The organism is Nocardia sp. A7, assembly GCF_046549215.1.
GTDB lineage: Bacteria > Actinomycetota > Actinomycetes > Mycobacteriales > Mycobacteriaceae > Nocardia.
On the sequence record NZ_JAJPWE010000001.1, the window covers coordinates 67,112 to 79,953 of the forward strand.

Consider the following 12,842-nt stretch of genomic DNA (forward strand, 5'->3'; position numbering starts at 1 on the left):
ATGTTCTGCTCGCCATTCAGGCCACCTACCTGCCCGACCGTCACCTGTTCGCGCTGTGGACGTGGACGGGCCACGATGCCGGACCCGCGCCGACCGGCATCGGCGATCCGGAACAGCTCGCCCTCGCGCTGCCCGTCGGCGAGCGCGGCGCGATCGAGCCCGTCGAGGTCGCGACCGCCGTGGTGACACCCGCCGAACTCGCGGGCGTCACGATCGACGAGCTCGCACCGTCGGCGCTCGCCTGGCGCGCGTTGCTGGCGGCCGAGCAGCTGAACAGCGCTATCCGTGCCGCGTCGCCCGACGTCACGCTGCCGGCCGCCGCCCATGCCGTACCGGATGCGGTCGGGACCGCGATGGTGTCGGCCGAGCGGGCGGCGCGGGTACTGCGCGAGACGCACGCGCTCGACGAGGAGCTCGCGAAGGTTGTCGATGCCACGCTGCGGCCGTATCAGGTGCGCGGGGTGGGGTGGTTGCGCGAGACGGTGTCGGCCTACGGCGGGGCCGTGCTGGCCGATGAGATGGGACTCGGGAAGACCGTGCAGACCATCGGGTTTCTGCAGGGGCGCGCCGACGGGCCACAGTTGGTGGTGTGCCCGACCTCGCTGGTGGGCAACTGGGTGCACGAGATCGCGCGGTTCGCGCCGGGGTTGAAGGCGGTGTCGTGGCGTGGGGGTGCGGTGTCGGCTGGTGCCGGGACCATTGTCGTCACCGGCTATCCGACCTTGCGGCTGCACGGGGCGGCGTTGACCGGGCAGCAGTGGGCGACCGTGGTCTTCGACGAGGCGCAGGCGCTGAAGAATCCGCGCACGCAGGTGTCGAAGGCGGCGCGGGCGCTGACCGCCGAGGCGAAGGTCGCGCTGACCGGCACTCCCGTGGAGAACCATCTCGACGAGCTGTTCGCGCTGCTCAATCTGACCGTGCCGCGACTGTTCGCGCATCGCACCCAGTTCCGGCGCAGGTTCGTGCGGCCGATCGAAGAGGGTTCGGCCACGGCGGCTGCGCGGCTGCGCGATGCTGTCGAGCCGGTTGTCCTCGGACGCAAGAAGATTCAGGTGGCGGCGTCGCTGCCCGCGAAGATTCACAGTGATCTGCTGTGCGATCTCACCGCCGAGCAGGAACGGGTGTACGACGCGGTGCTCGCCGAAGCACTCGATGAGGGATTCGGCACGGGCCTGCAACGACAGGGACGGGTGCTGGCCGCGCTGACCCATCTCAAACAGGTGTGCAACCACCCCGGACTGATCTCCGGCGACCTGGGTGAACTCGCAGGCCGCTCCGGCAAACTCGACCTGTGCACCAACATCGTCGGCACCAACCTCGACACCGGCGATCCCACGCTGATCTTCACCCAGTACCGCAAGACCGGCGACCTGCTGGTCCGTCACCTGGCCGAACAGTTCGGGGTCGAGGCACCGTTCTTCCACGGCGGGCTCGACGCCACCCAGCGCGGCGACCTCGTCACCCGCTTCCAGACACCGGACGGACCGCCGGTGCTGATCCTGAGCCTGCGTGCCGCAGGCACCGGCCTGACCCTCACCCGGGCGGCCGATGTGATCCATTTCGATCGCTGGTGGAATCCGGCGGTGGAGGCCCAGGCGTCGGACCGGGCACACCGGATCGGACAGACCCGCACGGTCACCGTCACCACCCTCACCAGCGCCACGTCGGTGGAGGAACACATCGCGGCGATGCACACCCGCAAGTCCGCGTTGACCGACCTGTCCGACGCCGCGGGCATCGCCGAACTGGCCCGCCTCGACGACGATGCCCTCGTCGACATCCTGCGCCGGAAGCGAGAGAACTGATGCCCGACAACGAATTCGGCTACACCCCGTGGGGTATGGACTGGGTGCGCCTGGCCGAACCGCTGCGCCAGACCCGCCTGGAACCCCTGCTGCCCCGAGCACGCAGCATCGCCCGCAACGACGGTGTGCGTCTCGAGATCGAGGAGCGAACCGTGCGCGCGCACCTGCATCGTGGCGGTCAGGCCTCGATCGCGCACATCGAGGTGGCGCCGTTGTCCCGGGCGGCGGTGACCGCGATCGGGCACACGATCACCGACCCGACCGTGGTCACCGACGAGATGCACCGGGCGCTGCTGGACGCGGGGCACTCCCCCGCGCCGACCCTGGTGAGCACCGATTGTTCCTGCTCGGCGCGGACCGCACGCTGCGTGCACGTGTTCGCGACGCTGTACACGATCGCCCGCCGGATCGACGAGAATCCGCGCCTCGCACTGGAATTGCAGGGCTACTTCGACGCGACCACCGAATCCGATACCCCCGCACAGGAATCACGCTGGACTCTCCTGCACACCCTCGACCCAGCGTACTTCTTCGACGCCGCTCAGTAGCGGACTCACTGACGGTCGGCGGGCGATCCGTGGCAGGCGTACCCGAGCCCGTCGTCGCTCAGGCGTTGGTGCCGCCGTCGACGGTGAGGATCGCACCGGTGATCGATCGGCCGGACGGGCCCGCGAGGAAGGCGACCAGGTCGGCGACATCGGCGGCGGCACCGTGACGGCCCAGCGCGTTGAACGCTCGTTGCGTCGGGGCGTTGTCGCCGTCGGCCGGGTTCATGTCGGTGTCGGTGGGGCCCGGCTGGACGAGGTTGACGGTGATGCCGCGCGGACCCAGTTCGCGCGCGAGGGCTTTGGTGAAACCGTTGAGGGCCGACTTGCTCAGGTTGTACAGCGACAGCCCGCCGAAGAGCGCGCGTTCGGACAGGTTGGAGCCGATGGAGATGATCCGGCCGCCGTCGCCGAGGTGCGGTAGGGCGGCCTGGCCCGCGACGAAGGCGGCGCGGGCGTGGATGTTCAGCGCGCGGTCGATCTCGTCGAGGGTGAAGTCGGCGTAGGGCTTGGCCGGGAAGATGCCCGCGTTGTTCACGAGCACGTCGAGGCGGCCAAGTTCGCGCGCGGTCCGCTCGACGGCGGCGACGACCTGTGCGGCGTCGGCGCTGTCGGCCTTGATCGGCAACGCTCGCCTGCCCAACGCCTCGATCTCGGCGGCAACCGCCTTCGCGGCGATGTCGTCGCGCTGGTAGGTGAACGCCACATCGGTGCCGGCGGCGGCCAGCGCGCGGGCGATGGCCGCGCCGATCCCGCGGCTCGCGCCGGTCACCATGGCCACGGTGTTGTTGCTCGTCATCAGGGCTCGCTCCAGTTTTGTAATGGTTGATACACAAATAGACAAGCGCATCGCCGCCGTGCCGTCAAGAGTTTCTTACTGATCGACACAGAATTGCCCGCGACTGCCGTGGTCATCAATAACCGGGGTATATTTACCGATCGGCACAGAAAGGTTTCCCCGATGGCAGAACGCGGCCGCCCACGCGGTTTCGACCGTGACATCGCGCTGCGCCGTGCCATGGAAGTGTTCTGGGAACTCGGCTTCGACGGCGCCTCGATGAGCGACCTCACCGCCGCCATGGGCATCAACTCCCCCAGCCTCTACGCCGCCTTCGGCGACAAGGAAGCTCTGTTCCGCGCCGCCGTCGAGCTCTACGGCCGCACCGAGGGTTCACACACGGCCAGGGCGCTGCGCGAGCGACCCACCGCCTACACCGCGATCGAGGCGATGCTGCGCGACAACATCGCCACCTACACCGACCCGGGCCTACCGAACGGCTGCATGGTGGTCCTCGCGGGGGCGACCTACACCAGCCGCAATGCCGCGGTCCGCGAATTCCTGGTCGAAGCCCGACGCCACACCACGGCCGATATCCGCGCCCGCCTCGACCGCGGCATCGTCGAAGGCGACCTCGCACCCGAGACCGACACGGCCTCGTTGACCATGCTCTACAGCACTGTGCTGTACGGACTGTCGATCCAGGCCAGAGACGGCGTCAGCCCCGACGACATGAGCGCCGCCGTGGACAGTGCCATGCAGACACTCGCGGCCGTGACACGCTAGACGACCCGCGCGGCGTCACCGAGCGTTCCGGTCGGATCACTAGGAGTGGTCTGCTCGGAGTCGAGGTCGTTCAGAGCCGGCGGAGTGCCGCGATGCGTTCGCCCAGTTGATCGACACTCGCCAGTGCCGTTGGCGGACCACCACATTCGCGGCGGAGTTCGCCGTGGATCACGCCGTGCGGTTTGCCGGTGCGGTGGTGATGCATGGCGACGAGGCTGTTGAGTTCACGGCGTAGTTCGCCCAGCTTGTCGGAGGTGGCCACGCGTTCGGCGACAGCCGCGGGCTGGGGAGCGGACTCCTGGGCGGCGCTGCGATCGGCGAGTTGGCGGGTCTGACGGTCGCGCAGCAGCGCACGCATCTGGTCGGCGTCGAGCAGGCCGGGGATGCCGAGGTAGTCGGCCTCTTCGTCGCTGCCCGCGATGGTGGCGGTGCCGAAGGAGGATCCGTCGTAGATCACCTGGTCGAGTTCGGCGTCGGCGGCGAGTGCGACGAAGGACTTCTCGTCTTCGCCCGGCTCGTCCTTGGCCTTGTTCGCGTCGAGCAGCAACTCGTCGTCGAGGCCGTCCTTCTCGCGATGCGGCTTGCCGATGACGTGATCGCGCTGCAACTCGAGCTGGGCCGCCAGGTCGAGCAGGACCGGCACCGACGGCAGGAACACACTCGCGGTCTCACCCGGCTTGCGGGCACGCACGAAACGGCCGATGGCCTGCGCGAAATACAGCGGGGTCGACGCGCTGGTGGCGTAGACGCCCACGGCCAGGCGCGGCACGTCGACACCTTCGGACACCATGCGCACCGCCACCATCCACGGTTGGGTGCTCTTGCCGAACTCGCCGATGCGCTGCGAGGACTGCGGATCGTCGGAGAGCACCACCGTCGGCCGCTCGCCACAGATGTGTTCGAGCAGTTCGGCGTAGTCGCGGGCCCGCTCCTGATCGGTGGCGATCACCAGACCACCCGCGTCGGGCATGCCGGAGGCGCGCAGCTGACGCAGGCGCATGTCCGCCGCGCGCAACACCGCCGAGATCCAGTCGCCCGCCGGGTCGAGGGCGGTGCGCCAGGCCCGCGCGGTGTGCTCGGCGCTGAGCGGTTCGCCGAGGCGGGCGGTGTGTTCCTCGCCCGCGCTGTCGCGCCAGTGCGCGTCGCCGGAATAGGCCAGGAACACCACGGGACGCACGACGCCGTCGGCGAGAGCGTCGGCATAGCCGTAGGAGTGGTCGGCGCGCGAACGCGGGAAACCGCCTTCGTCGGGCTCGTAGGTGACGAACGGGATCTTCGAATCGTCGCTGCGGAACGGGGTTCCGGTCAGCGCGAGTCGGCGCGTCGCGTCGCCGAAGGCCTCCTCGGTCGCCTCGCCCCAGGTCTTGGCGTCGCCCGCGTGGTGGATCTCGTCGAGAATCACCAGTGTGCGTCGGTTTTCGGTGCGCACCCGGTGTCGGGTCGGGTGGGCGGCGACCTGGGCGTAGGTCACCACGACGCCGTGATAGTCACCGGAGGTCGCGCCGGTGGAGTTGGAGAAGCGTGAATCCAGCTGGATGCCGGTGCGCGCGGCCGCGGCGGACCACTGGTGCTTGAGGTGTTCGGTCGGGGCGACCACGGTGATCTGATCCACCGTGCGATCGGCCAGCAACTCCGCGGCAACCCTCAGCGCGAAGGTGGTCTTACCGGCGCCGGGTGTCGCGACCGCGAGAAAGTCGCGCGGCTTGGTGGCCAGGTACTTCGTCAGCGCGCGCCGCTGCCAGGCACGCAACGAACCCGACGGGGTACCTCCGGCGGCAGTCTCGCCCGGTGTCCCCGCTTGCTTCGCCGTAGCGGCGCCACCCGACCCAGTCACGCACACGACCCTAGCCGCCCGGTGCGGCGTGTCGCCAAACCGACGCGGGGTGGGCGACAGGCATCACAACCGCGCCCGTGGTCACCGGCCATTTACCTGTTACCCGCCGACACGATGCCCAGCTCGCACCACGCAGACCCCCGACGTGAGGGATGCTTGACAACGAGATGAACAACGACCAGGTCCCGGCTGCCGACGCGACGCACCCGGCGCAGGCGCTCGCGCCGAGCGACTCGCCCACACGCCCCCCCGGCGGCGCGCGGGCCGCCCCGCAACGTCGCAGCGATCGCGGCTGGTGGGCGCGGTGGCTGTCGACAGCATGGCGGCTGGTGGTCCGGGTCTCGGTCAAGTGCTGGGACAACGCGATCTTCGACAAGTCCGCGGCCGCGGCGTTCTGGCAGACGCTGTCGCTGACACCGCTGCTGCTCGGTCTGCTCGGCAGTTTGGGCTACGTGGGCGGGTTGTTCGGGCCCGACACCGTGTTGATCGTGGAGAGCAAGATCATCGCGTTCAGCCGTGATTTCTTCAGCCCGTCGGTGGTCTCGGAGCTGATCGAACCGACTGTCGACGACGTGCTCGGCAAGGGACGCGGCGCGGTGGTGTCGGCGGGCTTCGTGCTGTCGCTGTGGGCCGGGTCCTCGGCGATGGCCACCTTCGTCGACGCCATCGTGGCCGCACACGGACAGCAGGACGCCCGGCATCCGATCTGGCAGCGGATCTTCGCACTGCTGCTGTACGTGCAGTTCCTGATCGCCGCGGTGCTCATTCTGCCGATGATCGCGCTGGGACCGACCCGGATCGGGCGGGTGCTGCCCGAGGCGTGGCGCGAGCCCGGGTTGCGGCTGATCGACACGTTCTACTACCCGATCGTCGGCGTGCTGCTGATCGTCGGGCTGACCACGCTCTACAAGCTGGCGCTGCACAAATCGCTGCCGTGGCATCGGCTCTTCGGCGGCGCGCTGGTGGCCGGGGTCTTCTTCATGGCGGCCAGCGACCTGCTGCGCCGGTATCTGTCGTGGGTCACCGCCACCGGGGTGAGTTACGGCGCGCTGGCCACCCCGATCGCGTTCCTGCTGTTCACGTACTTTCTCGGGTTCGCGGTGATCCTCGGCGCGGAGTTCAACGCCGCCGTGCAGGAGTTCTGGCCTGCCAGAGCCACCCGGATGGAGCAGGTCAAGGACTGGATCAGCAGTCAGGTGCGTGGTGACGACGAAGACGAGCACGACGACATCGCCGACGCCTCACCCGAGGCACCGGCGTCGTCGACGCAGCGTTCGGCTCAGTCGCCGTCCTTGCGCAAGCCCTCGTAGACCTTCTTGCAATCCGGGCACACGGGCGAACCGGGCTTGGCCGAACGCGTCACGGGGAAGACCTCGCCGCACAGGGCGACGACCATCGTGCCCATCACGGCACTCTCGGCGATCCGGTCCTTCTTCACGTAATGGAAGAATTTGGGGGTGTCGTCGCTGGTCGTCTCGTCGGTCGTGGTTTCCGGGCGTACCAGAGTGTCTGTACTCACGCCCTCCATGATGCCGCATCCTCGGCCCGGACCGCTGACCAGCCGCGTGTGCGCTCGCTGACGCCGAGTGGAAGACTCGGGGTATGCAGTCCTACGGCGATGCCTCCAGCGCCGACGAACCGAAGCCGGACCCGGACGTGACCATGCCCGCCGAGCCGAGGCCCTCGCGCGGGTTCTTCCGGCCCGCCCCCGCCGAGCACGCGGTGCTGATCACCGAGGCCGCGCCCTCGCTCGAGGACCAGCATCGCGCCAGGGTGCGCCGCTACACGTTCATCATGGCCTTCCGGATCCCCTGCCTGATCCTGGCCGCGATCGCCTACAGCGCGTTCGAGAACCCGCTGCTCTCGATCCTGATCCTGGCCGCCTCGGTGCCGTTGCCGTGGATCGCGGTGTTGATCGCCAACGACCGACCGCCGCGAACCAAGGACGAACCCAGTCGTTGGGACGGCCGCAACAACCAGATCGCACTGGAATCCGGACACCACAGGGAGCTGGAATAGCGGCTGGTGCCGCAGGTCCTCGGCTACACGGCGGTTTTCGGTCTGCGGACCAGCATCGACATGATCGCCGCGATGCCGCAGAGGGCGCCCGCCACGTACCAGGCGAGGTCGTAGGAGCCATGGACGTCGCGGATGAAGCCCGCGCCGGTGGCGGCGACGGCGGCGCCGACCTGATGGGCGGCGAAGACCCAGCCGAACGCGATAGCGCCGTCGGCGCCGAAGAGTTCGCGGCACAGCAGCACGGTGGGCGGGACGGTCGCGATCCAGTCGAGGCCGTAGAACACGATGAACACCCACATGCTCGGCTCGGTGTGCGGGCCGAGCAGCGACGGCAGGATCAGTAGCGAGAGCCCACGCAGCGAGTAGTAGCCGAGCAGCAGGTAGCGCGGGTCGACGCGGTCGGAGAGCCAACCCGAGGCGATGGTGCCCGCCACATCGAAGATCCCGACCAGCGCGAGGAGTCCGGCCGCGGTGGTCGGCGGCATGCCGTGGTCGTGGGCCGCGGTGACGAAATGGGTGCCGACGAGGCCGTTCGTCGAGGCACCACAGATCGCGAAACCGCCTGCCAACAGCCAGAACCCGGGTCTGCGCGCGGCCGAGGCCAGTACTGTCAGCGCCCGGTTGGCGCCGCCTGCGATCGGGACTCGCACGCCGGCGTCCGAACCGGCGGGTGCCCCGTAGGCGCGCATACCGACGTCGCTGGGATAGTCCCGCACGAAGAGCCACACCAGCGGCACCACCGCGAGTGCCACCGCCGCCACGATCAGCGACGGCAATCGCCAGCCGTGCGCGTGGGCGAGCATCGACACCAAGGGCAGGAACACCAGCTGACCGGTGGCGCCCGCCGCGGTGAGCACGCCGGTGACCAGGCCACGGCTCTGGACGAACCAGCGGCCGGTGATGGTGGCGACGAACGGCATCGACATCGACCCGACACCGATGCCGACCAGCAGCCCCCAGGTCGCCACCAGCTGCCACGCCTGTGTCATGAACACCGTCAACCCGCTGCCCGCGGCGATCAGCACCAGCGCCGAACACACGACCCGGCGAATGCCGAACCGGTCCATCAGCGCGGCCGCGAACGGCGAAATCAGACCGTAGAGCAGCATGTTCAGGGAGATGGCGGTGGAGATCGTCGCGTGCGACCACCCGAATTCGGTGTGCAGCGGATCGATGAGGACGCTGGGGACCGAGCGGAAGGCCGCCGCCCCGAGCAGCGCGACGAATCCGACGCCCGCCACGATCCACGCGGGGTGAAGTCTGTGACGTTCGTCGGTGACCGATACCGTTGTGGTGATGGGATTTTCGGCCGCGTCGTCGCCGGTGGGCGGTAGGGGCGCACGGAGATCGGTCACTCACTCAGACTGCCGGATCACCACCAGTCGAACGAGTGGCCGATGTGACATGTTTCGTCAATATCCTGCCATTCTCTGGTGCGACAGAACGTGTCGACAGCGAAGCCCGCACCGCCTACCGTTCGGACAGGACCACCCGCGCTGCCCGGTCGGGCGAACCGGAACCAGGTGATGGATCCGTGGCGGCCTCTCATCGGAAGGGAGACAGCATGATTCGCTGGACCTGGGGATTTCTGGATCGGCCCGCCGACACGTTCGCCGACTGCGCGCGCTTCTGGGCGAAGATCACCGACTCCACCCTGTCGGCGCCGCGCGGCGAACACGACGAGTTCCGCACGCTGCTGCCCGCCACCGGACCCGCGTGGATCAAGATGCAAGCGGTCACCGGCGACGGGGGCATCCATCTCGACCTCGATGTCGACGACATCCCCGCGGCGGTCGCGACCGCGACCGGACTCGGTGCCCGCGTCGTCGCCGAGCTACCCGACTACACTGTGCTGGAATCTCCTGCGGGACAGACCTTCTGCCTCACGCCGTCTGCCGAGCAAGCCGGCCGGGAACCGGCGCCCGTCACGGTCACCACCGCGCCCGACGGCACGGTCACCCGCCTCGACCAGATCTGCCTCGACGTCTCCCCCGCCGACAGCGACGCCGACACCACCTTCTGGCAAGCGCTCACGCAGTGGACCGCGGGGCCGAGCAGCCGTCCGGAATTTTCCCGCCTACGCGGCCCCGACCAGCCACTGCACTTCCTGCTCCAACGCCTGGACGACCCGCGCCCGGCAGGCGCGCACGCCGACCTGGCCTCCTCGAACATGACCGCCACCGCCGCCTGGCACGAAACCCTCGGCGCCACCCGGGTCACCGACGCCGCGAAGTGGATCGTCATGCGCGACCCCGGAAACGCCTTGTACTGCGTGACTCCCAGAGACCCCTACACCGGCTGAGCTGTGCCCCTGACCGCCCGCTGACGCCTCCGCGACGCCGCGCGCGCGGCGACACGCAGCGCCAGCTGGTCGATCTTCGTACTCGCGGTCCTGGCAGAGTAGGCCGGTGCCTACGAACCCGACGATGACCGACTCCCTGCTCACCGCGCTGTGCCCGGACCTGCGTACCGCGCTGATCCGTGTCGGTTACGACGCCGATACCCTGGTCGAGGCGTTGGGGCCGGATGTGCATGCGGCACTGAGCCGTTCGGAGCCGGTGCCGGTGCGCCGAGCCGCACGGGCAGCCGGTGACCTCGGCACGCTGGTGCGGTTGTTGCTGCTGGGCGACGTGCTGTCGGAGCGCGAGGTCGGGGCCGCGCTGGCGCCGGTGCGCATCGACGCGGCGGTGGCAGCGGGTCTGCTCACCCGCGAGGGTGACCAAGTACGGGCCGCGCTGGATCTGCGGCCGCTCGATGCCGGCGCCGGTACCCGATGGATCCTGTCCGATCTCGACGATTCGATGCGGCGGCGCACACTCACCGCCGATCACGTCCTCGGCGTCGGGCACGCGTCGCTGTCCTTGCTGCGGGCCACCCCCACCGAACCCGTCGGCACCGTGCTGGATCTGGGTACCGGCTGCGGTGTACAGGCGGTGCACGCGGCGGGTTACGCGGGCCGGGTCACCGCCACCGACGTCAACGCGCGGGCCCTGTGGCTGGCACAGGCCACGGCCGCGCTCAACGAACTCGACATCGAACTGCTCGAGGGGTCCTGGTTCGAGCCGGTGGCCGGGCGGCGCTTCGATCAGGTGGTGGCCAATCCGCCGTTCGTGGTGGGCCCGGCACGCGTCGAACACACCTACCGCGACTCCGGGCTCGCCCTCGACGGCGCCAGCGAACTGGTCATCGGACAGGCACCCGAGCTGCTGGCACCCGGCGGAACCGCGGCGATGCTCGCCGCCTGGGTGCACGTGGACGGTGAGGACTGGCGCCGGCGCGTGTCGGGCTGGTTGCCCGCGCACGGTGTCGACGCGTGGGTCGTGCAGCGCGACGTCGCCGATCCCGCCCTCTATGTCGGCACCTGGCTGCGCGACGCGGGCCTTGACCCGCGTGACCCGGCCGCCCAGGAACAGGCGGCACGGTGGCTCGACGCCTTCGAGGCCGCCGACGTCGAGGGCGTCGGGTTCGGGTTCGTCTATCTGCGTGCGATCGACGGCCCCACCGAACTCCTCGCCGAGGACCTCACCCATGGTTTCGACGACCCCCTCGGCACCGAGGTGGCAGGCTATTTCGCACGATCGGCGTGGCTGCGCGCGGTGGCCACCGACGAAAACCTCGCGTGGACATCCCGTTTCGCGCCCAGCCCGGCGACCGCGCTGGAACGGGTGTTCCTGCCCGGCGAGTTCGGCTGGACCGAGCAGGTCGCCCGGCTGCATCGCGGCGACGGACCGCGCTGGCAGCACGAGGTCGACGAGTCGACCCTCGCCCTGGTCGCGGGAATGCGACCCGACGGGCTGCCGTTGTACGAACTGATCGAACTACTCGCTCTCGCCGACGGAGCCGAGCAGGTCACACCGGAATTCGCGGACCGGGCACTCGGCGTGGTCGCCGGACTGGTCCGGCACGGACTGGTGCGACCCGTCTGAGGCTCGCGTCGATGGGGGCAAGTTCCGACTACGGCGCTCTTCTCAGGAACTTCTCAGCCGTTGGGGTGGAAACCAGCAGCTCAGAGCGGTTTATCAACCGCGAGATCGGGAACTTTCTCTAAGTCGGATCCGTTGATCGGAATGAGACACCACCGACAGGAGGCAAGTCATGACAAGCCCCGCCACCACTCGTTTGCGCCCCAGCGAGGCCGATATCGACGCCCAGAGCCCCGCAGCCGATCTGGTACGCGTGTACCTCAACGGAATCGGTCGCACGGCACTGCTCACGGCGGCCGACGAGGTCGAACTGGCCAAGCGCATCGAGGCGGGCCTGTATGCCCAGAACCTGCTGTCGACCGGGAAGCGGTTGACGGCGGCTCGCAAGCGTGATCTGGCGATCCTGGTCCGCGAGGGCGCTGCCGCCCGCTCGCACCTGCTCGAGGCCAACCTGCGTCTGGTCGTATCCCTGGCCAAGCGCTACACCGGCCGCGGCATGCCGCTGCTCGACCTGATCCAGGAGGGCAACCTCGGACTGATCCGCGCCATGGAGAAGTTCGATTACGCCAAGGGCTTCAAGTTCTCCACCTATGCCACCTGGTGGATCCGTCAGGCCATCACCCGCGGCATGGCCGATCAGAGCCGCACCATCCGGCTGCCCGTGCACCTGGTCGAACAGGTGAACAAGCTGGCCAGGATCAAGCGTGAACTGCACCAGCAGCTGGGCCGCGAGGCCACCGACGCCGAACTCGCCAACGAGTCGGGCATCCCGGTGGAGAAGATCGCCGACCTGCTCGACCACAGCCGCGACCCGGTGAGCCTGGACATGCCCGTCGGCAACGACGAGGAGGCCCCGCTCGGCGACTTCATCGAAGACTCCGAGGCCACCTCCGCCGAGAACGCCGTCATCGCCGGCCTGCTGCACCACGATGTGCGCAGCGTCCTGGCCACCCTCGACGAGCGCGAGCAGCAGGTCATCCGCCTGCGCTTCGGCCTCGACGACGGCCAGCCGCGCACCCTGGACCAGATCGGCAAGCTGTTCGGCCTGTCCCGTGAGCGGGTGCGCCAGATCGAGCGCGAGGTCATGTCCAAGCTGCGCAAGGGCGACCGCGCCGACCGTTTGCGCGCCTACGCCAGCTGATCCGAGAACTC

General features: G+C 69.1%; 12 protein-coding genes. 8 read left to right on the top strand and 4 right to left on the bottom strand.

All coding sequences use genetic code 11. The annotated features are described in order from the left end of the window. Positions 1-44: 44 nt before the first annotated feature. Positions 45-1,805, top strand: coding sequence for a DEAD/DEAH box helicase (locus tag ACLJPD_RS00345; RefSeq protein WP_410871866.1), 1,761 nt, complete (start codon positions 45-47; stop codon positions 1,803-1,805). Then, positions 1,805-2,353, top strand: a complete 549-nt coding sequence (locus tag ACLJPD_RS00350) for a hypothetical protein (RefSeq protein ID WP_410869647.1) — start codon at positions 1,805-1,807, stop codon at positions 2,351-2,353. The genes ACLJPD_RS00345 and ACLJPD_RS00350 overlap by 1 nt, the downstream gene beginning before the upstream one ends. A 58-nt stretch (positions 2,354-2,411) precedes the next feature. On the opposite strand, the gene ACLJPD_RS00355 is transcribed toward ACLJPD_RS00350, so the two are convergent. Beyond that, positions 2,412-3,149 (bottom strand): SDR family oxidoreductase, encoded by a 738-nt coding sequence (locus ACLJPD_RS00355; protein WP_410869648.1) that lies wholly within the window; start codon positions 3,147-3,149, stop codon positions 2,412-2,414. A 162-nt stretch (positions 3,150-3,311) separates the two neighbouring features. Between ACLJPD_RS00355 and ACLJPD_RS00360 the strand changes: the two genes are divergently transcribed. Beyond that, positions 3,312-3,914, top strand: a complete 603-nt coding sequence (locus tag ACLJPD_RS00360; protein ID WP_410869649.1) for a TetR/AcrR family transcriptional regulator — start codon at positions 3,312-3,314, stop codon at positions 3,912-3,914. Positions 3,915-3,984: 70 nt separating this feature from the next. Here the strand turns inward: ACLJPD_RS00360 and ACLJPD_RS00365 are convergent, their stop codons facing one another. After that, positions 3,985-5,664 (bottom strand): DEAD/DEAH box helicase, encoded by a 1,680-nt coding sequence (locus ACLJPD_RS00365; protein WP_410871867.1) that lies wholly within the window; start codon positions 5,662-5,664, stop codon positions 3,985-3,987. A 236-nt stretch (positions 5,665-5,900) separates the two neighbouring features. Between ACLJPD_RS00365 and ACLJPD_RS00370 the strand changes: the two genes are divergently transcribed. Next, complete coding sequence (locus ACLJPD_RS00370; RefSeq protein WP_410869650.1) at positions 5,901-7,058, top strand: YihY/virulence factor BrkB family protein; 1,158 nt, start codon at positions 5,901-5,903, stop codon at positions 7,056-7,058. Here the strand turns inward: ACLJPD_RS00370 and ACLJPD_RS00375 are convergent. Further along, on the bottom strand, positions 7,028-7,267 hold the full coding sequence (locus ACLJPD_RS00375) for a DUF3039 domain-containing protein (protein ID WP_056815556.1): 240 nt from the start codon (positions 7,265-7,267) through the stop codon (positions 7,028-7,030). The two genes, ACLJPD_RS00370 and ACLJPD_RS00375, sit on opposite strands and share 31 nt — an antisense overlap. Positions 7,268-7,410: 143 nt before the next feature. Between ACLJPD_RS00375 and ACLJPD_RS00380 the strand changes: the two genes are divergently transcribed. Then, the gene (locus ACLJPD_RS00380; protein ID WP_410871868.1) at positions 7,411-7,767 is read left to right on the top strand and encodes a DUF3099 domain-containing protein; all 357 of its coding nucleotides are present in this window, start codon (positions 7,411-7,413) and stop codon (positions 7,765-7,767) included. 23 nt (positions 7,768-7,790) lie between these two features. Here ACLJPD_RS00380 and ACLJPD_RS00385 read toward each other — a convergent pair whose 3' ends face one another. Beyond that, on the bottom strand, positions 7,791-9,065 hold the full coding sequence (locus ACLJPD_RS00385; RefSeq protein ID WP_410871869.1) for an MFS transporter: 1,275 nt from the start codon (positions 9,063-9,065) through the stop codon (positions 7,791-7,793). A gap of 266 nt (positions 9,066-9,331) precedes the next feature. Between ACLJPD_RS00385 and ACLJPD_RS00390 the strand changes: the two genes are divergently transcribed. The 3 genes from ACLJPD_RS00390 (at position 9,332) to ACLJPD_RS00400 (ending at position 12,831) form a co-directional block, all read left to right on the top strand. Further along, on the top strand, positions 9,332-10,069 hold the full coding sequence (locus ACLJPD_RS00390) for a VOC family protein (protein WP_410869651.1): 738 nt from the start codon (positions 9,332-9,334) through the stop codon (positions 10,067-10,069). Between the two features lie 124 nt (positions 10,070-10,193). Continuing rightward, on the top strand, positions 10,194-11,693 hold the full coding sequence (locus tag ACLJPD_RS00395; protein ID WP_410869652.1) for a methyltransferase: 1,500 nt from the start codon (positions 10,194-10,196) through the stop codon (positions 11,691-11,693). Between the two features lie 169 nt (positions 11,694-11,862). Beyond that, complete coding sequence (locus ACLJPD_RS00400; protein ID WP_410869653.1) at positions 11,863-12,831, top strand: sigma-70 family RNA polymerase sigma factor; 969 nt, start codon at positions 11,863-11,865, stop codon at positions 12,829-12,831. The last annotated feature ends 11 nt before the right edge of the window (positions 12,832-12,842 follow it).